This is a genomic window from Brevundimonas viscosa (assembly GCF_900116065.1).
Taxonomy (GTDB): domain Bacteria; phylum Pseudomonadota; class Alphaproteobacteria; order Caulobacterales; family Caulobacteraceae; genus Brevundimonas; species Brevundimonas viscosa.
In genome coordinates this window covers 197,464-217,824 of the sequence record NZ_FOZV01000004.1, presented here as the reverse complement: position 1 = coordinate 217,824, position 20,361 = coordinate 197,464, and the positions used below count along the sequence as shown (strand labels likewise).

Genomic DNA, 20,361 nt, shown 5'->3' with positions numbered 1-20,361 from the left:
CGCGCCGCCCGCGTGCTACACGCCCCTTCCCTCCCCAAGCCAAGCCTGATCCCGAGCCGATGACCGCCGACCCCGCCTTCAAGTCGTCCTTCCTCCAGACCCTGCAGGCGCGCGGCTACATCCATCAGATCACCCACCCGGCCGAGCTCGACGAAGCGGCCGCCTCCGGCGTGATCACCGGCTACATCGGCTTCGACGCCACCGCCCCGTCGCTGCACGTCGGCAGCCTGATCCAGATCATGATGCTGCGCCGGCTGCAGCAGGCCGGCCACAAGCCGATCGTCCTGATGGGCGGCGGCACCACCAAGGTCGGCGACCCGACCGGCAAGGACGCCTCGCGGCCGCAGCTGACCGACGAGACCATCCGCTCGAACATCGCCTCGATCCGCACCGTGTTCGAGAAATTCCTCACCTTCGGCGACGGCCCGACCGACGCCGTCATGGTCGACAACGACGAGTGGCTGTCGACCTTCGGCTACATCCAGTTCCTGCGCGACTTCGGCACGCACTTCACCGTCAACCGGATGCTGGCCTTCGACTCGGTCAAGCTGCGGCTGGAACGCGAGCAACCGATGACCTTCCTCGAGTTCAACTACATGCTGATGCAGTCGGTGGACTTTCTGGAGCTGAACCGCCGCTTCGGCTGCACCCTGCAGATGGGCGGCTCGGACCAGTGGGGGAACATCACTTCCGGCGTCGACCTGGTGCGCCGCGTGGATCAGAAGGCCGCCTTCGGCCTGACCACCCCCCTGCTGACCACCGCCTCGGGCGGCAAGATGGGCAAGACCGCCCAGGGCGCGGTGTGGCTCAACGCCGACCAGCTGTCGCCGTACGACTACTGGCAGTTCTGGCGGAACGTCGACGACGCCGACGTCGGCCGCTTCCTGCGCCTGTTCACCGACCTGCCGCTGGACGAGGTCGCCCGGCTGGAGGCGCTCGAGGGGGCGGGGATCAACGACGCCAAGAAGGCCCTGGCCGACGCCGCGACCACCATGCTGCACGGCGCCGACGCCGCCGCCCACGCCCGCGGCGCCGCCGAGGCGGCCTTCGAGCAGGGCCGCCTCTCCGTCGACCTGCCGACCGTCGAACTGCCGCGGGACGAGGTGATCGGCGCCATGCTCGCCGCGGTGGCGACGAAGGCCGGACTGACCACCTCGAACGGCGAGGCGCGCCGCCTCGCCCAGGGCGGCGGTCTTCGTCTGAACGACGAGGCCATCGCCGACGGCGCCCGGCTGGTTGAGGCCGCCGACGTCAACGCCGACGGCGTCTTCAAACTGGCCGCCGGCAAGAAGAAGATCGTCCTCGTCCGTCCCGTCTGAGAGAGCCGCATGACCGAGATCGCTGAAGGGGCGAAGGCCCCGGCCTTCGACATGGAGACCGCCGGCGGCGGCCGCGTCTCCTCGGCCTCCCTCACGGGCCGGCCCTATGTCCTCTACTTCTACCCGAAGGCCGATACTCCCGGCTGCACCGCCGAGGGCCAGGACTTCTCGGCCCTGATCGGCGAGTTCGAGGCGGCGGGCGCGACGGTGATCGGCGTCTCCCGCGATCCGGTGCGGAGGCTGGATCGCTTCCGGGACAAGTACGATCTGAAGGTCGCGCTCGCCTCCGACGAAGCGGGGAGCGTCACCGAAGCCTGGGGCGTCTGGGGCGAGAAGAAGCTGTACGGCCGCACCTATATGGGCGTCGAGCGCGCCACCTTCCTCGTCGACGGTCAGGGCGTCGTCCGGCGCGCCTGGCGCAGGGTCTCGGTCAAGGGCCACGCCTCCGAAGTGCTCGCGGCGGTCCGGGCGCTCTGACTTGGCGCGAATCTGATCTCGCTCCGGTGACGCGAGTCTTCGTGCAGATTCGCGTCTGCAACTGACAGGCGAAGTTTCGATCCGAATACCGGCGGAATTCCCGCGAATGCCCGCCAGCATGGTTAACAAGTCGTGAAGAGACTTGTCCCCAGCCCCCACGGTGGCTCATAAAGCCGCCGAACGTGGGGGCGTTGCGTTATGACCGAGACGGAGAGGACTCCAGGACCTTCTCTGATCGGACGGTGGTTTCCGGTCCGGTATGTCTACCTTCGCGACGGCGAGGAGGTCCGCGCCTGGGCCCTCACGCCGGGACGTCAGGCGATGGCCGCCGTCGCCGCCGTGCTGCTCGGCGGCTGGTTCCTGATCGCATCCGGCGGCTTCCTCTATGACCTCGTGCTGCAGAGCCAGGCCGACCGGGCCGTCGTGCGCACCCGCGCCGAGGCGGAGCGCCTGAACGCCGATCTGCAGGCGCGACTGGACAGCGCCGTGGTGCGCATGAGCGCGACAACCGGGTCGATCGACGACATGGCGACCATGGTCGAGCGGCGGCACGCCGCCCTGACCCAGGTGATGACGCTGTTCCGCGGCGTCGACGGGGCGGAGACCCTGCTGGCTCCCTCGCCGGGGCCGGACCCGGCCCGGAGCTCGCCGGTGCAGCGGATGGTCGCGGTCCGCATGGACCAGGAACGCCTGATCGCCCGGGCGGAGGACGTCGCCCGCACCCGCGCCGAGCGCCTGCGCCTCGCCTTTCGTCTCGCCGGCCTCAACCCGGCCGCCTATGCGCCGCGCGACACGGCTCTCGGCGGCCCGCTGGTCGAGGCCCGTGACCCGCACGCGCTGGGCGTGGTTCTGGACGTGGACGAGGCCTTCGCCGTCCGCATCCGCAACGCCGCCGACAATCTGAACGACATGCGCAGCCTGGCCGACGCCGCCGAGGGCCTGCCCTTCCGGCGCCCGACCCTGACGCGCACCACGTCCGGCTTCGGCGTTCGCTTCGACCCGTTCAACGGCCGCCCGGCCGTGCACCAGGGCCAGGACTTCGCCGGACCGCTCAACACGCCGATCTACGCCACCGCCCCCGGCGTCGTTTCCTATGTCGGCCCCCGTTCAGGCTATGGAAACGTGGTCGAGATAGATCACGGGCGAGGCTTCAAGACGCGTTTCGCCCATCTGAACTCCATGATCGTCCGCGCCGGCCAGCGGGTCGCCCTCGGTCAGCGCATCGGCGGCATGGGAACCACAGGACGCTCCACCGGCGTCCACCTGCACTACGAGGTGTGGATGGACGGTCGCCCGCAGAACCCCGCCCGATTCATGAGAGCCGGAGACCAACTTGTTCAACAAGACTAAATCCCCCGCCCCCCAGCCGCAGCAGCCGCAGCAGCCGCGCGCGGCCTCCGGCTCGGCCATTCCGCCGCTGCCGGATCTGCCGGTCCCCGGCGCTGCCCCCGCCGCCCGGGCGCCGTCCCCGGCGCCGACCAGCACGCGCGGCCTGTCGACCCTGTCGTCCGATCTCCAGTTCGACGGCAACGTCTCTGGCGGCGGCGATCTGCAGATCGACGGCGCGATCAAGGGCGACGTCCGCGTCGGACGCCTGATCGTCGGCGAGACCGGCGCGGTCGAGGGCAACGTCTCGGCCGACTATGTCGAGGTGCGCGGCCGCATCGTCGGCGCCGTGTCGGGCAAGCAGGTCAAGCTGATCGCCACCGCCTACGTCGACGGCGACATCACCGCAGAGCAGTTGTCGATCGACATCGGCGCCTACTTCCAGGGCCGGGTCCTGCAGGGTCGCCGCGAGGCGCCGCCCGCCGCTCGCCCGGCCGCGGCGCAGCCGTCGACCCCGGCCGCCAGCGTCGCCCCGCCGCACGGCGACGACCGCCCGCAGGTCATCGACATGAAGCCGGTGGCCTGAACCGGCCAGACAAAGGGCCCCGGGAGCGATCCCGGGGCCCTGTTCATTCCGCCGTCGAACCGCGCGTCTCGCCGACGCGGGCGGCCAGCGCCGCGCCCATGAACTGGTCGAGGTCTCCGTCCAGCACGCCCTGCGTGTCGGACGTTTCGACGTTGGTGCGCAGGTCCTTGACCATCTGGTACGGCTGCAGGACGTAGCTGCGGATCTGGTGCCCCCAGCCGATGTCGGTCTTGGCGTCGGCCAGCGCCTGCGCCGCCGCCTCACGCTTCTGCAGCTCCAGCTCATACAGGCGGGCGCGCAGCATCTTCCACGCCTGTTCGCGGTTCTGGTGCTGGGATCGCCCGGCCTGGCAGGCCACCACGGTGTTGGTCGGAACGTGGGTCAGGCGCACCGCCGAGTCGGTCTTGTTGATGTGCTGGCCGCCGGCGCCCGAGGCCCGGTAGGTGTCGGTGCGCACGTCGGCCGGGTTGATGTCGATCTCGATGGCGTCGTCGACCACCGGCGACACCCCGATGGACGCGAACGAGGTGTGGCGCTTGGCCGCCGCGTCATAGGGGCTGATGCGCACCAGCCGGTGCACCCCCGATTCCGACTTCAGCCAGCCGTAGGCGTTGGGCCCCTTGATCTGGATGGTGGCCGACTTGATGCCGGCCTGCTCGCCGGCCTCCTCGGCTTCCACCTCGACCTCGTAGCCATGCGCCCGCGCCCAGCGCGAATACATGCGCAGCAGCATGCCGGCCCAGTCGTTCGATTCCGTGCCGCCGGCCCCGGAGTTGACCTCCAGATAGGCGTCGTTGCCGTCGGCCTCGCCGGACAGCAGCGCCTCCAGCTCGGCGCGGGCGGCGCGGTCCTTGATCGCCTTCAGGTCGGCGCGGGCGCCCTCCAGCGCCTCTTCGTCGCCTTCCTCGTCGGCCATGTCGGCGAGCATGATCCCGTCCTCGAGACCCTGCTCCATCTCGCGGACGGCGTTGACCTGCGCCTCCAGCCGCGAGCGGTCGCGGCTGACGGCCTGGGCCTCGTCGGGCCTGTCCCACAGGGTCGGATCCTCGACCCGGGCGTTCAGCTCGTCGAGCTTCCTGAGTGCGGCATCCCAGTCAAAGACGCCTCCTGAGCAGAGCGATGCTCTGCTCGATGTCGGCCTTCATGGCCTCGACATCCGGTCTCATCGCAAACTCCTGCGACAACAGAAAAGGGAACGGCGCGCCGTTCTCGGGCGCGCCGTGGGGAGCCCTGTCTAGGGCCTCAGTAGAGTCCGCTCAAGTCCTCCGCCGGCTCCTTCCTGGGCGGCGGCGGGGTGGCCGGCGGGGGCGGCGCTTCGGAGGGCGGCTGACCCGCGGCCGCCTCCTTTTCGCGCCGGATCACGTCGTAGTAGTTCTGCGGTCCGGTCGGCTGCGCCGGCGGCGCGGGACGCTCCGCCTCGCGGCGGCGCTCGGTGCCGGGTCGGAAGGCTTCCTCGATGCCGTTGACAGTGCGGAACACGGCATTGGCCGGGCGTACGAACGGACGCGCCGGCCGCTCGCGCAGGGCCACCTCCATGAAGTCGATGAACACCGGCACCGCCGTCGCCGCCCCGGCCTCGCCGGAGCCGAGGGAGCGGTTGTCGTCGAAGCCGACGAAGACGCCGACCACGATGTCCGACGAGAAGCCGACGAACCAGGCCGACCGGTACTCGTTGGTCGTGCCGGTCTTGCCCCCCACCCATTGGCCGAGGCCGCGGGCGCGCACCGCGGTGCCGCGCTGCACCACGCCTTCGAGCATCGAACTGATCTGGTAGGCGGTGATCGGGTCGATGACCTGTTCGCCGCGCGGCTCAAGCCGCGGCGACTCCTGGCCGGTGAACGGCCGGCCGCAGTCGCGGCAGCGCCGCTCGTCGGCGCGGAACAGCGTCTCGCCGTCGCGGTCCTGCACCAGCTCGATCAGATAGGGATCGATGCGCCGGCCGCCGTTGACGAAGGCGGCGTAGGCGGCGGTCAGGTCATAGGGCGTGGTTTCCCCCGCCCCCAGCGACACCGACAGGTTCGGCTGCAGGTCGTCCGACACGCCCATCTTCTTCGACAGGTCGACGATGTTGCGCATGCCCACGGCCTGGGCGAGCCGCACGGTCATGACGTTTCGCGACAGCTCCAGGCCCCGCCGCAGCGTCTGCGGGCCGTAGTACTGACGGCTGTAGTTCTCGGGGCTCCAGCGCGTCCCGTTCGGGCCGCCGGCGAAACTGATCGGCGCGTCCAGCACGATCGAGGCGGGCGTATAGTCGCCCTCCAGCGCGGTCGCATAGACGAACGGCTTGAAGGCCGAGCCGGGCTGCCGCCGGGCCTGGGTGGCGCGGTTGAAGCTGGACAGGGCGTAGGAATAGCCGCCGACCATCGCCAACACCCGGCCTGAGTAGGGCTCGATCGCCACCAGCGCGCCGTTGACCTGGGGCACCTGCTTGAGGGCGAACTGCCCGTTGCGGGGTTCCACGAAAACCAGATCGCCGCGACGCAGCTGGCGGTTGGCGTTGGCCCAGGCGGCATCCTCCGCCAGCAGAGTTCCGGTCCGGTCGCTGCGCGCCGTCCGCACCCGCACGGTGTTGCCGGCCACGCTCTCGACGGCCGCCGCCTCCCAGGCGCGGCGTTCGGGCGGAGCCGTCTGCTTCAGCGCCTCCTCCTGCCAGCCGTCCGCGAAGTCCGTCGTGCCCCAGGGTCCGCGCCAGCCGTGCCGGCGGTCGTAGTCCTCCAGCCCCCGCATCAGCGCATTGCGGGCGGCGGACTGGAGCTGGGGGTCGAGGGTGGTCCTCAGATAGTAGCCGCCGCGGTTGACCTCCTCGCGCCCGAACTGCGCGATCGCCCGTCGGCGCGCCTCTTCCACGAAGAAGTCGGCGTCGGCGTACTGGGCCCGGCGTGGCGCGTCCTGGGTGACCAGCGGCCGGGCGCGGGCTTCGGCGTAGCTGGCCTGCGTCAGAAAGTTGCTTTCCCGCATCTCACGCAGCACCCAGTTCCGGCGCTCCAGCGCCCGCTGCGGATGGCGCTTCGGATGGTAGTTGTTCGGTCCCTTCGGCAGGGCGGCCAGAAACGCGGCCTCGTCCGGCGTCAGCTGGTCCAGCGATTTTCCGAAGTAGTTGAAGGCCGCCGCCGCAACCCCGTACGAGCGGTAACCGAGGAATATCTCGTTCAGGTAGAGCTCGAGAATCTGCTGCTTGGTGAGCGTCGCCTCGAGCCGGTTGGCGAGGATCGCCTCCTTGACCTTGCGATTGATGCTGGTCTCGCTGGTCAGCAGGACGTTCTTCGCCACCTGCTGGGTGATCGTCGAGCCGCCCTCGAGGCGCCGTCCGGTGGCGGCGTTGAAGACGTTCTTGAACATCGCCCGCCCGAGGCCGGAGACGTCCACGCCGCCGTGGTTGAAGAAGTTGCGGTCCTCGGCCGCCAGAAAGGCCTGGATCACCGGAACCGGGATCTGCTCGTACGGCACGTAGATTCGCCGCTCGTCCGAGAACTCGCCGATCAGGGTGCCGTCCCCGGCGTAGACCCGGGTGGCCGTGGCGGGCCGGTAGTCGGCCAGGTCCGAGGCGTCGGGCAGATCGTGGAACAGCCAGGCGGCGTAGATCGTCACGATCAGGCCGGCGAGCGTGATGCACCCCAGAAGGGCGACGCCGGCCAGAACGAACCACCGTTCCGGAATTCTGGCCTGGATATCCTGCAAGCGGAGCATGGTTGCGGGTTTAGCCCGCGTCGGAAGGCTCCGCCAGAGCCGCAGACGGCGCCCCCGCGCGACGCTCCAGCTCCTGTCGCGCGGCGGCCACGACCGCCGCGTCCATTTCGGCCTGCGCCGCCATCCAGCGCAGGTAGTCGTCCGGCGGCTCCGACCAGGGCCGCCCGCGGTGTTTTCCAAACGGGATCCGGTCCAGTCGCCGCGGCTGGCGCGTCCACTCGATCATCTGCTCGACCGAGGCCTCGGCCAGCAGATCGATCAGCAGATGGGCCGTCACCCAGGCGTCGGGGCCCGCGCGGTGAGCGGGGTTGGCCAGGGCCCGGTCGAGCTGCAATCCCCGCCAGTAGCGCAGAACCTGGTTCGAGTGGCCGGGCGCCTGGGGCCAGACCGCCTTGGCCGATCTCACCGTGCAGATCCACGGCAGCCCGCCGGTGGCGGTGTCGGCGATGAAGGCGCGCTCGAACTGGGCGTTGTGGGCCACCATCACGTCGACCGGTTCGGCGAACAGGGCCCGCAGGGCGTACTCGTCGCAGTGCGGGTCCGCGTCGCAGAAGTCCTCCGGCGTCAGATGGTGCACGGCCATGGCGTGGACGGAGATCTCGCCGCGCGGCCGGAACAGGCGCGACACCGGCGGCCGGGCGCGCCAGCCCGTCCCTTCGCGCACCACGTCCACGAAACCGACCTCGATGATCTCCGAGGTCCGGTCCCCGCCGGTGGTTTCCAGATCGACGACGCGAAGGCGCATGGGCGTCACATAGGGACTTCCGGCTTTCGACGCACCCGCGTCGCCGCGAGGTCGACTACGGCTGACCCGCGGCGGCCGCCGAAGACGCCATCTGCAGACCGGCCGCGGGCGCGTCGAAGTAGCGGTCGATGCCTTCGGCCACGGCGCGCATCAGCCGACGCCGCGCGCGGTTGTCGCCAAGCAGGCGCTCGTCTTCGGGATTGGTGATGAAGCCCATCTCAAGCAGCACGGCCGGCACGTCGGGCGCCAGCAGGACGGCCAGGCCGGCGTCGCGGTGGCTGCGCCGCAGCAGCGGATGATCCGCCTCCTCCAGCTCGCCCAGCAGGGTGCGGGCCAGCTGCGCCGAGCGGTTCTGGGTGGCGCGCTGGGTCATGTCCAGCAGGATGCGGTCGACCGAGGCGTCGCGTCCCGGCAGGTTCAGGCTGCGCTGCCAGTTCTCGCCGCGCGTGAACTCGCGCACGGCCCGGCCGGCGCCCTGCTCCGACAGGGTGTAGACGCTGGCGCCCCGCGTCGCCGGATCGGCGCCGGCGTCGGCGTGCAGGGAAATGAAAAGGTCTGCACCGGCCTGGCGGGCGATCGCGACCCGACGGTTGAGGCCGACGTAGACGTCGCCGTCGCGGGTCAGCCGGACCCGGTATCGGCCCGACCGCTCCAGCTCCTGCTTCAGGGCGCGGGCGGCGGCCAGGGTGATGTCGCTCTCGTTGACGCTGGCGCCCCGGGCGCCGGGATCACGGCCGCCGTGGCCCGCGTCGATGTAGATCAGCGGCCGCTCGGCGGGCCGCGCGGGCCGCTCCGGAGCCGTACGCCGGGCCGGCGCCCGTCCGGTGGCCTTCAGGTCGACGACGTAGCGGTAATGGTCGACGCCGTCCCCCGGCGGCAGCAGGAAACGGCGCTCGATTTCGGCCGAGGTCGCCAGTTCCAGTTCCAGCCGCGCCGAGGCGCCGCTCCCGGCGAGGCGGTAGCCGCGCACCAGTCCGCGCCCGCTGCCGGACAGCCGCTCCGACGGCGCGACGCCGGACAGGGCGAGCACCAGCCGGCCGTCGGACCCCGGTTGAATCACCTCGCCGCGAGACGTCCGGTCGAGATCGACGACCACGCGAGTCCGTTCGGCGTCGCCGCCGAACCGGACCCTAAGGACCTCGCCCGCCGCCCCCGACGCCAGGCCCCGCCCGGCCGCAAGCACGGCGACGCAGAACACCACGAACGCCAGCGCGATCATGGCCCGATCGCGCACGCTCCACTGCGACGGCTTCAAACGCGACAAACCGAACATTCGCCCGGAACCCACCTTATGCATTGCGGGCATTTTGCCAGAACGTCCTCGCCAACGGGTTAAGGCGAACGCGCCTTTCATTTCGCGTCTGCGATGACTATGCTCCCTTCGCTCGCGAACGATCGCGTCCTTCCTGCCCTGGCGGAAACCGGACGCGCCCTCCTCGCGGCGATGCTTTCACTGATCCGAGGATCGGCCGGCCGCCCAGGCGCCGACGATTCGACGACCGGGCCCGGAGCGCCGCTTCACAGCGCGCGGCAGGCCCAGGACCGACTGAACCCGATGGGCGTAACCGCCAGCCTCACCCTCCGGTCCGATCCGACCGACACCGCCCGCGGCGCCTGCCGCGGGGACGAGGCTGCGCGCACCCGCGCCCCCACCCCCATTCGGCGAGCCGCCCCGCCCGTCAGCCGCGCGCTGACCGGCCAGGCCCGAGCGCGCCAGAGAGAGACCCTTCATGTCAAAGACCATGTTGATCGACGCCGCCCACGCGGAGGAAACCCGCGTCGCGATCGTCGAGGGCCGTCAGGTCGAGGAATACGACTTTGAGTCCCGCGCGAAGCGCCAGCTTCGCGGCAACATCTATCTCGCCAAGGTCACCCGGGTAGAGCCCAGCCTGCAGGCCGCCTTCGTCGAGTACGGCGGCAACCGGCACGGCTTCCTCGCCTTCAACGAGATCCACCCCGACTACTACCAGATCCCGGTCGCCGACCGCGAAGCCATCATGGCCGAGGCGTCCTCGGACGACGACGCCGAGGACGATCTCGGCCGTGAGAGCGCCGACGACGAGCACGAGGGCGGCCTCGCCGACGAGGAGCGCCTGAAGCGTCGCCTGATGCGGCGCTACAAGATCCAGGACGTCATCAAGCGTCGCCAGATCCTGCTGGTCCAGGTCGTCAAGGACGAACGGGGCGGCAAGGGCGCGGCCCTGACCACCTGGCTGTCGCTGGCCGGCCGCTACTGCGTGCTGATGCCCAACACCGGCAAGGGCGGCGGCATCTCCCGCAAGATCACCAACGCCGCCGACCGCAAGCGCCTCAAGGCCGCCGCCGCCGCGCTCGAGGTGCCGCAGGGCATGGGCCTGATCATCCGCACCGCGGGCGCCAAGCGCACCAAGGCCGAGATCAAGCGCGACTACGAATACCTGCTGCGCCTGTGGGAGACGATCCGCGAGACGACGCTGCGATCGAACGCCCCGGCCCTCATCTATGAGGAAGAGAACCTCGTCCGCCGCGCCGTGCGCGACATGTTCGACAAGGACTTCGACGGCATCCAGGTCGAGGGCGTCGAAGGCTTCAGGGAAGCCCGCGACTTCATGCGCGTGCTGATGCCGTCGCAGGCGAAGAAGATCCACCTCTACCAGGGCTCGCGGCCGCTGTTCGCCTCGAACGGCATCGAGGAGATGCTGGCCCAGATCCACCAGCCGACCGTGCCGCTGAAGTCGGGCGGCTACCTGGTCATCAACCAGACCGAGGCGCTGGTCGCCATCGACGTCAACTCCGGCCGCGCCACCAAGGAGCGCAATGTCGAGCAGACGGCGTTCAAGACCAACCTCGAGGCCGCCGTCGAGGCCGCCCGCCAGCTGCGCCTGCGCGACCTCGCCGGCCTGATCGTCATCGACTTCATCGACATGGAGGAGTCGAAGAACAACCGGGCGGTGGAGAAGGCGCTCAAGGACGCCCTGGCCAAGGACCGCGCCCGCATCCAGATGGGCCGGATCTCGGGCTTCGGCCTCATGGAGATCAGCCGCCAGCGCCGCCGCCTCGGCGTGATCGAGGGCGCCACCGAGATCTGCCCGCACTGCCAGGGGGCCGGACGCATCCGCTCCGCCGAGAGCGCCGCCCTGATGACGCTCCGTGCGGTGGACATCGAGGCCGGCAAGAACGGGGCGGGCACGATCCAGCTCCGCGTCTGCACCGCGGTCGGCCTCTACATCCTCAACCACAAGCGCGACTACCTGCAGCGCCTGCTGGCCCAGCGCGGCCTGAACGTGGTCGTGCTCATCGACGACACCCTCGGCCAGGGCGAGCACGCCATCGAGCGGACCGAGACCAACGAGGACTTCACCCCGCCCGAGGCGGCCGAACCCTGGGTCGATCTCGAGGACGACTTCGACGCCGACGCCTGGGAGGACGAGGACGAAGAGGAAGAGGAGGACGTCTTCTCCGAAGAGGAAGACGAGGCCGAGGGCGAGGACCTCGACGGCGAGCCCCGCGACCCCACCGAGGGCGAAGGCGGCCGCCGTCGCCGCCGTCGCGGCGGGCGTCGTGGCGAGGGCGAGGCCGTCGAAACCGCTCCCGCGGCCGACGAGGACGACTCCGAGGGCGGACGCCGCCGTCGTCGCGGCCGCCGGGGCGGACGCCGCATGCGCGAGGACGGCGAACGCGACACCTTCTTCTGGGTCCGCGGTCGCACGCCGTCGCTCGACGATCCCTACGTCTGGTTCGACCCGATCAATCCCGAAGGGCCCCAGCCGCGCGCCCAGGCTGACGCCGACACCCCGCAGACGGACGGCGCGCCGGCTCCCGAGCGCGTCGAGGGCGAGGTCGGCGGAGAACGGAGTGGCCGGTCGCGGCGCCGGCGCGGCCGCGGCCGCGGCCGCGATCGCGGCGTCGAGGCCGCCCCGTCGGCCGAAGGCTTGGAGGCTGTCGAGGCGACTTCGGAACCCGTCGCCGCTGAAGGCGAGTCGACGACGGTCGAAGCGGCCCCCGCGGTGATCGAACAGCCCAAGCGCCGCCGGGTGCGTCGCAAGGTCGCCGCCGACCTCGACGCCGACGCGTCGGTCGCCGATGCGCCGGCCATCGAGATGGAGGTCGACGCCACGTCCGAGGCCGGACCGGCCCCGGCCGAGGAGACCGCCGTCCCCGCTGCCCCTGCTGCGCCTGAGCCCGCGCCCGAGCCGCTCCCGGCGGCGGCGGACGAGGCGGTCGAGGCCGCTCCGGTTCCGGTCGAGGTCGATGTCGCCGCCCTGATCTCCGAGGATCCCAACCAGATCGTCGCCCCGCCGGAGAAGCCGAAGCGGGGATGGTGGCGCCGCTGAAAGGCCGCGATTAGATTGTGAGGATGACGACGGGCGGGGGCGTCCGAGGCCTGGAGGAGTTCGCCATGTCATGGCTGTCCCGAAACGCCGCCCGCCTGATCGGCGCCGCGTCCGCCGCCGGGCTCGTCCTGGCGTCGGCCGCGCCCGCCGCCGCCCAGAGCGTCATTCGCGACACCGAGATCGAGGGGATCATCCACGAGTGGTCCGCGCCGGTGTTCTCGGCCATGGGTCTTGAGCCGTCTGAGGTCGAGATCCTCCTCATCAACGACGAGGAGCTGAACGCCTTCGCCACCCGCGGCCGGATCATGGGGCTGAACACCGGGCTGATCCTCCGCACCGACAGCCCCAACGAGCTGCTCGGCGTCATCGCCCACGAGGCGGGCCACATCCGCAACCGCCACACGCTGCGCGACGGGGCCCAGAACGCCGGCATGCAGCCGCTGCTGATGACCATGGCGCTGGGGGCCCTGGCCATCGCCGCCGGCGCGCCGGACGCCGGCGCCGTGCTGCTGGGCAACAGCCAGTATTTCGGCACGCTCAGCGCCCTGCGCTACATGACCCATCAGGAGGGCGAGGCCGACAACACCGGAGCCCGCGCCCTCGAGGCCGCCGGCGAATCCGGTCGCGGCCTGCTCACCTTCTTCGAGAATTTCCGTTCGCAGGAAGTGTTCTCCGACGCCCGGCGCTACCCCTATTTCCGCAGCCACCCCCTGTCGTCGCAGCGCATCGAGAACCTGCGCCGCTTCGTCGCCGAACAGTCCAGCTATCCGAAGTCCGACAGTCCGGAACGGATGGCGCAGCACGCCCTGATCCAGGCCAAGATCCACGCCTTCATGGACGCGCCGAACACCACCCTGCGGACCTGGCCCGAGAGCGACGCCTCCCTCCCCGCCCGCTACGCCCGCGCCATCGCCTGGTACCGCGACGGCCAGACCGAACGCGCCCTGGCGGCGGTGGACGCCCTGCTCGCCGAGCAACCGCAGAACGCCTTCTTCTGGGAGCTGCGCGGCCAGATCCTGTTCGAGGAGGGCCGCCCGGCGGAAGCCATCGGCGCGCACCAGAAGGCGGTCGACCTGATGCCCGAGGCCCCCTTGCTGCGCATCAACCTGGCGCACGCCATGATCGAGACCCGGGACGCCGGCCTGCTGGCCGGCGCCGTCGACCATCTGAAGCGGGCGGCCGCGCTGGAGCGCGACAACACCATGGCCTGGCGGCTGCTGTCGCAGGCCTACGCCAGCCAGGGCAAGGAGGGCGAGGCGCGCCTCGCCTCGGCCGAGATGTACTTCGCCATGGGCGCCGAGGAGCAGGCCACCCAGTTCGCCCTGCGCGCGCGCGACATGCTCCAGCCCGGGACCGCCGAATACACCCGCGCCATGGACATCGTCTTCGCCTCCGGCGCCACCCAGGACGACGTCGACGCGCTCGACCGCCGCAACAGCCGGAACCGACCCGCCGTCGTACCTGTCGGCGGCTGAACCAGGGAACAACCGATCGCATGACCGAAGCGCCTGAAACGACGCCCTCGCCGCCGCGCGCGCGCCGGCTGTTCACCCCCGAACGCGGCGTCGTGGCGGCCGTGGCCATGTCCGCCCTCGCCCTGGCCGTCGCCGTCGTCCCGTACGTCACGGGCGGCGGATCGTTCGACCAGAAGGTCCGCGGCTACCTGCTGGAGAACCCCGAGATCCTGCAGGAGATGAGCACGGCGCTGCAGGCCAACCAGGACAACGCCCTGGCCGACGCCATCAACCGGCGCGCCGCCGCCGACCCCGGTCTGCTCGCGGTCGACGCCGACGATCCCGCCTTCGGCCCCGCCGACGCCGAGGTCACGGTGATCGAGTTCTTCGACTTCCGCTGCCCCGGCTGCAAGGCCACCGCTCCCGAGGTGCTGCGCCTGATGCAGGCCCACCCCGACGTGCGCTTCGTGTTCAAGGACTGGCCGATCCTCGACCGCGGCACGGAGGTCACCTCCCACTACGCCGCGCGCGCGGCGAATGCGGCGCATCGCCAGGGCAGGTATCTGCCGGTGTTCCGGGACCTGATGGCCGAGCCGGCGCTCGACCCGGCCGCGGTCGACCGCATCCTCGCCGCCAACGGCGTCTCCCTGCCGCAGGCCGAGGCGGCGATGCAGGGCGTCGACGTCGCGCGGCACCTGACCGAAATCCAGGCGGCGGCCCAGACCCTTGGCCTGGTCGGCACGCCCACCTTCTTCATCAACGGCCGCGCCAGCCCCAGCATCCAGCCGGCCGACGTCGACCGCGCCATCCGCGAGGCCAAGGCGCGCGGCTGAGCCTCAGCCGCAGCTGAGGCGCACCACCGTCTGGCTGTCCGGATCGATCTCGATGTTCAGCCGGTCCGGACGGAGGTCCTGGGTCACCGGCTGGCCGGTCTCGTAGACGCGCCAGTTCGCGCCGGCCGGAGCCTCGGGCAGGTCGGCCCGGGCCCGTCCGACCCAGTCCCGCCGCCCGGCCGCGCCGCAGTCGTCGCCCGGGGCCGGCGGCGGGGAAACCTCTTCCGCCGGGGGAGCCGCGGCCATCGAGGGCGCTGCGGGCGTGCGCGTCGGCTCCGGGCCGGCCGGAGCGGGCGACTCGCTGCAGGCCGCCAGGGCGGCGGCCACGGCGAGGGAGAGGGCGATCAGCCGCAATCGACGCTCCTGATGATGCCGGTGGTCTGGTCGAAGCGGACGTTGAGCCGGTCCGGCCGGTAGTCGCGGGTCGTCGGACAGGTGGTGCAGACGATGCGCACGTTGGCGTCCTGCGGGAAGGTCACGGCCCCGACATGCGTTCCGATCAGCGACCGGGCCCCTTCGGCGTCGCAGCGCTCCGGCCCCCCCGGACCCGCCGCCGGACCGGCCGACGGGGTCGGCGCACAGGCGGCGACGAGCAGCGCGCCCGCCGCCGGGATCGGCCACCGGCTCATCCGCACTCGACCCGGCGGATCACGCCGGTCGCCTCGTCGTAGAAGATGTTCAGCCGGTTCGGATTGTAGTCCATCGTCACCGGACAGGTGGTGCACGCCACCCGCCAGGTCTGGCCGGCCGGCGTCGGCGGGATCTCGGAACGGTTGCGACCGATCAGATAGCGATACTGGTCGGCCCGGCACTGGGTCGGCGCGCCATCCGACGGGTTCCCCGGTCCCGGATCGACTGGCGCGGCGCAACCGGCCATCAGACCCGCGGCGGCCAGACTCAGCATCAGCATTCTCATGGCAAGGCTCCTTGGATCAGCCGCAGCGGACCTGTTCGACGACGTCGGTCTGCGCATTGAAGAAGATGTTCAGCCGGTAGGGCGAGAAGTCCTCGGTGATCGGACAGGTGGTGCAGGTGACGCGGCGGTTCACCACGTTCACCGGAACGGGAATCTCCGTCTTCGGTTTCCCGACCAGCCACTGCAGCTCGCCCGCCCGGCAAAGGTCGGTCGTCGAATCCTGCGGCACCCGACTGCCGACCGGCGCGAGGCTCACCTGGGCCTGCTCCACCGCCCTCGGGGCCGGCGCGTCGGAGGCGGGACTGGCGCAGCCCGCGAGGGCGGCGAGAGCGATCAGGCCGCCTTTTCCCAGCGCCCTTCCGGCGACTGCCGCCAATAGGCCAGGTTCGCCCCGCCCTGCTTCAGCACCTTCCACCGCTCCCGGGCGGCCGTCAGGGATCGCTCGTCCCGCCCGTCGAAGATGATGAAGCATCGTTCGTAGCTCTCCGTATCGCCAAGCTCTGCGTCGTCTACGATGAACAGCGCCTGAGCGCCGTTCAGGTTCTCGCCGGTTTCGCTCAGCAGGATCGGCTGGCGCTCGGCGTGGGGCTCGCTGGCCCGCCCGTGGGCCAGAAAGGCTTCGTCCCGCCAGGTCCACAGCTGCTCGTCGATCTCGTCCAGCAGACCGGCGCTGTTGACCCGAACCAGCGCCCGCCAGCCCCGCTCGCGTGTCTTGTCGAGCAGACCCGGCAGGACCTCCGGCAGCCCCGAGCGCTCCAGGTGGTAGAACCAGATTTCGCTGCGGGTCTCCGGCATCGCCGTTCGATTCGTCCATCAGGTTTCGGCACTCGCCGCCCCGCCGAGCCTATGCCACCGTCGCCTCTCCACCAAGGGAGGGTTCGCATGCACAATCTGTTTCGGGCGGTCGGGATCGCCGGTCTGGGCCTCGCGCTCGTCAGCTGCGCAACAATGCCGGAAATCGCCGGCGGGATGCCCGATTACAGAGCATCGCCGAGCTACGGCACGGTAAGCCTGTCCGCGGGCTTCGAACCCGATCCGCGGGTGATCTCGCTGCAGTCCGGCGGGAGCATACCGGCGTCCAACATCTCACCCGGCTGCAGCGGCTTCGTCGCCGCCGCGCCCGACGTTCGCCTCAACTACCGGGCCGGCGAGTACCCGCTGATCCTGTCCGTCGCCTCGTCCAGCGACACAACCCTGGTCGTGAACGGGCCGGACGGCAGCTGGTATTGCGACGACGACGGCGGGGTGAACGGCCTCAATCCCTCGCTGCGCTTCAACTCGCCGCGGTCGGGGCAGTACGACATCTGGGTCGGCACCTACGGCAGCGGAGCGCTGCAGGCCGCGCGGCTGCACATCTCCGAGGTCGGGAGCGAATAGGCGTCAGCCCTGCGGGGCGGTCGGCGACACCACCGCCGTCCCTGTCGCCGGAGCGGGCGCCGGGGCCGGGGCCGGGGTCTCGATCACGACCGGCGTCTGGGCGCGGGCCTCGGCCGCCCGCGCCTCGGCGGCGGCGCGCGAGGCGTCCGCCTGCGCCCTCGCCGCATCGGCCCGCGCCATGTCGATGCTGGCCTGCGCGCCCGCCACCTGACCGGCGATCAGCGCCTGTTCGGCCTGCGCCTGCGCCGTGGCCGCATCCATCTGCGCCTCCAGCAGGGCGGCGTCCGTCTCGGGTTCGCTTCCGCGCGCGAACAGGATCCACAGCACCGCCAGCAGCACCAGCCCGCCGAGGATGCCGGCGATCCACCAGCCGGTGTTGGACTCGCGCACCACCACCGTCTCCACGGTTTCGGTCACCGCCGGACCGGTGGTCGTCACCGTCTCGGTGACGCCCGGCCGCGTCACCACAGTTTCAGTGACGACGGGATCGCCCGGGACCGGGCGGCGCGGATCAAGGGGATCGGTGTAGGTCACGGGTCGTTCCTCCGGTTGCCCGCTCCGAACGGCCCCGCTCGCTCCCTGTTCCGCCCGTTAACCCTTCCTGCGCAGCACCAGCGCGCTCCACGCGTCGCGGTGGATGCGGCGCTCCAGAACGAAACCACGCGACAGATAGGCCGCCGTGACCCGCCGCTCCTGCGTCCGCAGCAGCCCCGACAGGATGGCGACGCCCTCCAGCTTCAGCGCCTCCTTGATGTCCTGGGCCAGCGCCACCAGCGGCGGCGCGAGGATGTTTGCGAACACCAGGTCGTAGGGGCCCTCGCCGCGCACCTTGCGGTCGTTCAGGCCCGAGGCGTGGACGAAGCGCGCCTTCGCCTGGTTCAGCGCCGCGTTCTCGTTGGCGATGCGCACCGAGGGCGCGTCGATGTCGGTGCCGACGGCCACGCGCGAACCCGTCTTCGCCGCCGCGATGGCCAGCACTCCGGTGCCGCAGCCCACGTCCAGCACGCGCTCGAAGCGTTCGCGCTTCAGCAGTTCGTCGAAGGCCAGCAGGCAGCCGACGGTGGTGCCGTGATGGCCGGTGCCGAAGGCGGCGCCGGCGTCGATCTTCAGGTTCACCCGGTTCGGCGGCACCCGTCCCTGGTCGTGGGCGCCGTAGACGAAGAAGCGACCCGCCTCGACCGGCGGCAGGCCGGACAGCGACATGGCCAGCCAGTCGGCGTCGGCCAGCTTGTCGACCGTGACGGTCAGCCCGTCCTGCGCCTTCAGCCGCGCCTCGACGCCGGCCGCCTCCTCGTCCGTGGTCGGGAAGGCGTCGATGCGCCAGACGCCGCGTTCCTCGTCCTCCTCAAGAATCGAATAGGTGGCGCCCTCCAGCAGCGGGTCGGCGTCGAGCGCGGCGGCGGCGGCTTCGGCGACGGCGCGGTCGCCGTGGGCGATGATCTGAACAGCGGACTCGGACATTTCTCAAACGTGGCTATGATCACGAATCGACGCACGCGCTGGCGTGCGCTCTGTCGCCAGCAAAGGCACCATCCGGGGGATCGGGGAACACATGGCCAAGACACCGTCCAAGTCGAGCACAGCGGCGCCGAAGGCGGCGTCCGCCGCTTCCAAGCCGAAAGCGGCGACGAAGTCGAGCGCCGCGACGAAAACAACCGCGGCCAAGGCTCCGGTGAACGCTCCGGCGGCGAAGACCGCGGCGGCGGCGAAGGCTCCGGCGAAGACGGCCGCTCCGAAGCCGGCCGCGGCGCCGAAGGCGAAAACCGTGGTCTCGGCCCCGGCGAAGGCTCCAGCCGCCCGGGCCGCCGCGCCGAAGGCGGCTGCTCCGAAGGCTGTCGCCCCGAAGGCCGCTGCTCCGAAGACGGCTGCTCCGAAGGCCGCGTCGGCTCGTACCGCTGCGCCGAAGGCCGCCGCTCCGGCGAAGACCGCCGCCGCTCCCAAGGCAGCCGCGCCCGCCAGGGCCGCAGCCCCGAAAGCAGCGCCGAAGGCCGCTGCCGCGACTGCACCGAAACCCGCCGCTCCGGCGGCCAGCCCGGCGCCGACGATGACCGCCGCCGCCGCGGCTCCGAAGCCGGCCACGAGCCAGCCGGCGGCCCCGAAGGGCTTCTTCAGCAAGGTGCTCGACGCCATCTTCGGCAAGCGCTGATCGCGCCCTGAAACGACGAAGCGCCGAAGGATCGCTCCTCCGGCGCTTTTTCGTGCCTGCGGCGGCGAGGGCTACTCCGGCAGGTCTTCCGCCAGGATGGCCATCTCGAACATGAAGCTGCCGGCCTCGTCCTCGTCCTCGAAAACGACGCCGATGAACTCGTCGCCGACATAGACCTCGGCCGAGTCGGCCGGCTTGCCGCGCGGCTTCACGATGATGCCGCCCGTGTTGAAGGTGCGCTTCAGGTGCGTCTCGACGCGCTTCATGTCGGCGGCGTTCATGGGCTTTCCTCGGGTCTCGTGTTGGCCGCGGACCCTAGAGAAACGACGCGCCGGGGGAAAGGCTCAGATGACGAAGTCGTAGACGATGTCGGCCAGCGTATGGTCCATCGTCCGCGCCGGCGCCTCCCCGGTCGGGCAGTTGACCAGTCGCGCCGGCACCCCCGCCACGGTGCAGCCCGCCGGCACCGGCTTCAGCACCACCGAGCCCGAGGCCACCTTGGCGTAGTCGCCCACGGTGATGTTGCCCAGCACCTTGGCTCCGGCCCCGAGCAGCACCCCCTTGCCGATCTTGGGGTGCCGGTCGCCGCGCTCGGCCCCGGTGCCGCCCAGGGTCACGGCGTGCAGCATCGACACCTCGTCGCCGACCACCGCCGTCTCGCCGATGACGATGCCGGTGCCGTGGTCGAGGAACAGGGCCGAGCCCAGCCGTGCGGCCGGGTGGATGTCGATCTGGAACAGCTCCGACATCCGGCTCTGCAGATGGAAGGCCAGAGTGTCGCGCCCCTGCTTCCACAGCCAGTGCGCCACCCGATGCCCCTGCAGGGCCTGGAATCCCTTGAAGTAGAGGAAGGGCTGCAGCAGCGAGCGGATCGCCGGGTCGCGCTCCGCCACCGCCTGCAGGTCCGCCTCGGCCGCCGCGACGATGCCCGGATCGGCCTCGTGGGCGTCGCGACAAACCTCGCGCACCGACATGGCCCCCAGCTCCGCGTCGCCCAGCTTGCGCGCGATCTGGAAGCTCAGCGCCGCCGACAGGTCGGCGTGCGACAGGATCACGGCATTCATCTGCGAGGCGAGGTGCGGTTCGCTCCGCGCCGCCGCCTCGGCCGCCTCGCGCAGCTGCGACCACACGTCGGTGCGGGCGGCGACGACTTCCAGCTTCGGCATCGGCGGCTCCATCAGG

General features: G+C 71.0%; 22 protein-coding genes. 8 read left to right on the top strand and 14 right to left on the bottom strand.

Annotated features, from left to right (window positions below):
* Positions 1-59: 59 nt before the first annotated feature.
* The 4 genes from tyrS (at position 60) to BM333_RS09540 (ending at position 3,708) form a co-directional block, all read left to right on the top strand.
* On the top strand, positions 60-1,319 hold the full coding sequence (tyrS, locus tag BM333_RS09555) for a tyrosine--tRNA ligase (RefSeq protein WP_092310378.1): 1,260 nt from the start codon (positions 60-62) through the stop codon (positions 1,317-1,319).
* Between the two features lie 9 nt (positions 1,320-1,328).
* The gene (locus tag BM333_RS09550) at positions 1,329-1,796 is read left to right on the top strand and encodes a peroxiredoxin (RefSeq protein ID WP_092310375.1); all 468 of its coding nucleotides are present in this window, start codon (positions 1,329-1,331) and stop codon (positions 1,794-1,796) included.
* A 198-nt stretch (positions 1,797-1,994) separates the two neighbouring features.
* Positions 1,995-3,146: a M23 family metallopeptidase gene (locus BM333_RS09545; protein ID WP_092310372.1), complete on the top strand. Its 1,152-nt coding sequence runs from the start codon at positions 1,995-1,997 to the stop codon at positions 3,144-3,146.
* A complete protein-coding gene (locus BM333_RS09540) occupies positions 3,130-3,708 on the top strand; it encodes a bactofilin family protein (RefSeq protein ID WP_092310368.1) in 579 nt (192 codons plus the stop codon). The genes BM333_RS09545 and BM333_RS09540 overlap by 17 nt, the downstream gene beginning before the upstream one ends.
* Positions 3,709-3,751: 43 nt before the next feature.
* Here BM333_RS09540 and prfB read toward each other — a convergent pair.
* The 4 genes from prfB to BM333_RS09520 all read right to left on the bottom strand — a co-directional run bounded on the left by prfB (position 3,752) and on the right by BM333_RS09520 (position 9,413).
* A protein-coding gene (gene prfB, locus BM333_RS09535) for a peptide chain release factor 2 (RefSeq protein ID WP_143105802.1) occupies positions 3,752-4,874 on the bottom strand; the annotation gives its coding sequence in 2 pieces (ribosomal slippage) (positions 3,752-4,804 and positions 4,806-4,874; 1,122 coding nt in all).
* A 76-nt stretch (positions 4,875-4,950) separates the two neighbouring features.
* Entirely contained in the window at positions 4,951-7,395 is a 2,445-nt protein-coding gene (locus BM333_RS09530) for a penicillin-binding protein 1A (RefSeq protein WP_092310364.1), read from the bottom strand.
* A gap of 10 nt (positions 7,396-7,405) precedes the next feature.
* Positions 7,406-8,140 carry an exonuclease domain-containing protein gene (locus BM333_RS09525; protein WP_092310361.1) on the bottom strand — a complete coding sequence of 245 codons (735 nt, stop codon included), beginning with the start codon at positions 8,138-8,140 and terminating at the stop codon, positions 7,406-7,408.
* 55 nt (positions 8,141-8,195) lie between these two features.
* Positions 8,196-9,413 (bottom strand): N-acetylmuramoyl-L-alanine amidase family protein, encoded by a 1,218-nt coding sequence (locus BM333_RS09520; protein ID WP_425425124.1) that lies wholly within the window; start codon positions 9,411-9,413, stop codon positions 8,196-8,198.
* Between the two features lie 457 nt (positions 9,414-9,870).
* Here BM333_RS09520 and BM333_RS09515 point away from each other — a divergent pair, with 457 nt between their 5' ends.
* The 3 genes from BM333_RS09515 to BM333_RS09505 all read left to right on the top strand — a co-directional run bounded on the left by BM333_RS09515 (position 9,871) and on the right by BM333_RS09505 (position 14,740).
* Positions 9,871-12,453, top strand: a complete 2,583-nt coding sequence (locus BM333_RS09515; RefSeq protein ID WP_092310355.1) for an Rne/Rng family ribonuclease — start codon at positions 9,871-9,873, stop codon at positions 12,451-12,453.
* Between the two features lie 65 nt (positions 12,454-12,518).
* Positions 12,519-13,928 (top strand): M48 family metalloprotease, encoded by a 1,410-nt coding sequence (locus tag BM333_RS09510; RefSeq protein ID WP_092310748.1) that lies wholly within the window; start codon positions 12,519-12,521, stop codon positions 13,926-13,928.
* A 20-nt stretch (positions 13,929-13,948) separates the two neighbouring features.
* The gene (locus tag BM333_RS09505; protein ID WP_092310352.1) at positions 13,949-14,740 is read left to right on the top strand and encodes a DsbA family protein; all 792 of its coding nucleotides are present in this window, start codon (positions 13,949-13,951) and stop codon (positions 14,738-14,740) included.
* Positions 14,741-14,743: 3 nt separating this feature from the next.
* Here the strand turns inward: BM333_RS09505 and BM333_RS09500 are convergent, their stop codons facing one another.
* The 5 genes from BM333_RS09500 to BM333_RS09480 all read right to left on the bottom strand — a co-directional run bounded on the left by BM333_RS09500 (position 14,744) and on the right by BM333_RS09480 (position 16,451).
* On the bottom strand, positions 14,744-15,094 hold the full coding sequence (locus BM333_RS09500) for an I78 family peptidase inhibitor (protein ID WP_092310349.1): 351 nt from the start codon (positions 15,092-15,094) through the stop codon (positions 14,744-14,746).
* Positions 15,085-15,369, bottom strand: coding sequence for a hypothetical protein (locus BM333_RS09495; protein WP_092310346.1), 285 nt, complete (start codon positions 15,367-15,369; stop codon positions 15,085-15,087). The genes BM333_RS09500 and BM333_RS09495 overlap by 10 nt, the downstream gene beginning before the upstream one ends.
* Positions 15,366-15,656, bottom strand: coding sequence for an I78 family peptidase inhibitor (locus BM333_RS09490; protein WP_092310343.1), 291 nt, complete (start codon positions 15,654-15,656; stop codon positions 15,366-15,368). The genes BM333_RS09495 and BM333_RS09490 overlap by 4 nt, the downstream gene beginning before the upstream one ends.
* A 16-nt stretch (positions 15,657-15,672) precedes the next feature.
* A complete protein-coding gene (locus BM333_RS09485) occupies positions 15,673-15,912 on the bottom strand; it encodes a hypothetical protein (RefSeq protein ID WP_245777217.1) in 240 nt (79 codons plus the stop codon).
* A 77-nt stretch (positions 15,913-15,989) separates the two neighbouring features.
* Positions 15,990-16,451 carry a DNA polymerase III subunit chi gene (locus BM333_RS09480; RefSeq protein ID WP_092310340.1) on the bottom strand — a complete coding sequence of 154 codons (462 nt, stop codon included), beginning with the start codon at positions 16,449-16,451 and terminating at the stop codon, positions 15,990-15,992.
* Positions 16,452-16,538: 87 nt separating this feature from the next.
* Here BM333_RS09480 and BM333_RS09475 point away from each other — a divergent pair, with 87 nt between their 5' ends.
* Positions 16,539-17,033, top strand: coding sequence for a peptidase S1 (locus BM333_RS09475; protein ID WP_218151445.1), 495 nt, complete (start codon positions 16,539-16,541; stop codon positions 17,031-17,033).
* A gap of 3 nt (positions 17,034-17,036) precedes the next feature.
* On the opposite strand, the gene BM333_RS09470 is transcribed toward BM333_RS09475, so the two are convergent.
* From BM333_RS09470 to cysE, 5 genes are all read right to left on the bottom strand, one after another.
* The gene (locus tag BM333_RS09470; RefSeq protein ID WP_092310337.1) at positions 17,037-17,567 is read right to left on the bottom strand and encodes a hypothetical protein; all 531 of its coding nucleotides are present in this window, start codon (positions 17,565-17,567) and stop codon (positions 17,037-17,039) included.
* 57 nt (positions 17,568-17,624) lie between these two features.
* On the bottom strand, positions 17,625-18,494 hold the full coding sequence (locus BM333_RS09465; RefSeq protein WP_092310334.1) for a 50S ribosomal protein L11 methyltransferase: 870 nt from the start codon (positions 18,492-18,494) through the stop codon (positions 17,625-17,627).
* Between the two features lie 3 nt (positions 18,495-18,497).
* Positions 18,498-19,148, bottom strand: coding sequence for a hypothetical protein (locus BM333_RS15945; protein WP_177221854.1), 651 nt, complete (start codon positions 19,146-19,148; stop codon positions 18,498-18,500).
* 102 nt (positions 19,149-19,250) lie between these two features.
* Complete coding sequence (locus BM333_RS09455; protein WP_092310331.1) at positions 19,251-19,460, bottom strand: DUF3126 family protein; 210 nt, start codon at positions 19,458-19,460, stop codon at positions 19,251-19,253.
* 63 nt (positions 19,461-19,523) lie between these two features.
* Positions 19,524-20,345 (bottom strand): serine O-acetyltransferase, encoded by an 822-nt coding sequence (cysE, locus tag BM333_RS09450; RefSeq protein ID WP_092310739.1) that lies wholly within the window; start codon positions 20,343-20,345, stop codon positions 19,524-19,526.
* Positions 20,346-20,361: the final 16 nt, after the last annotated feature.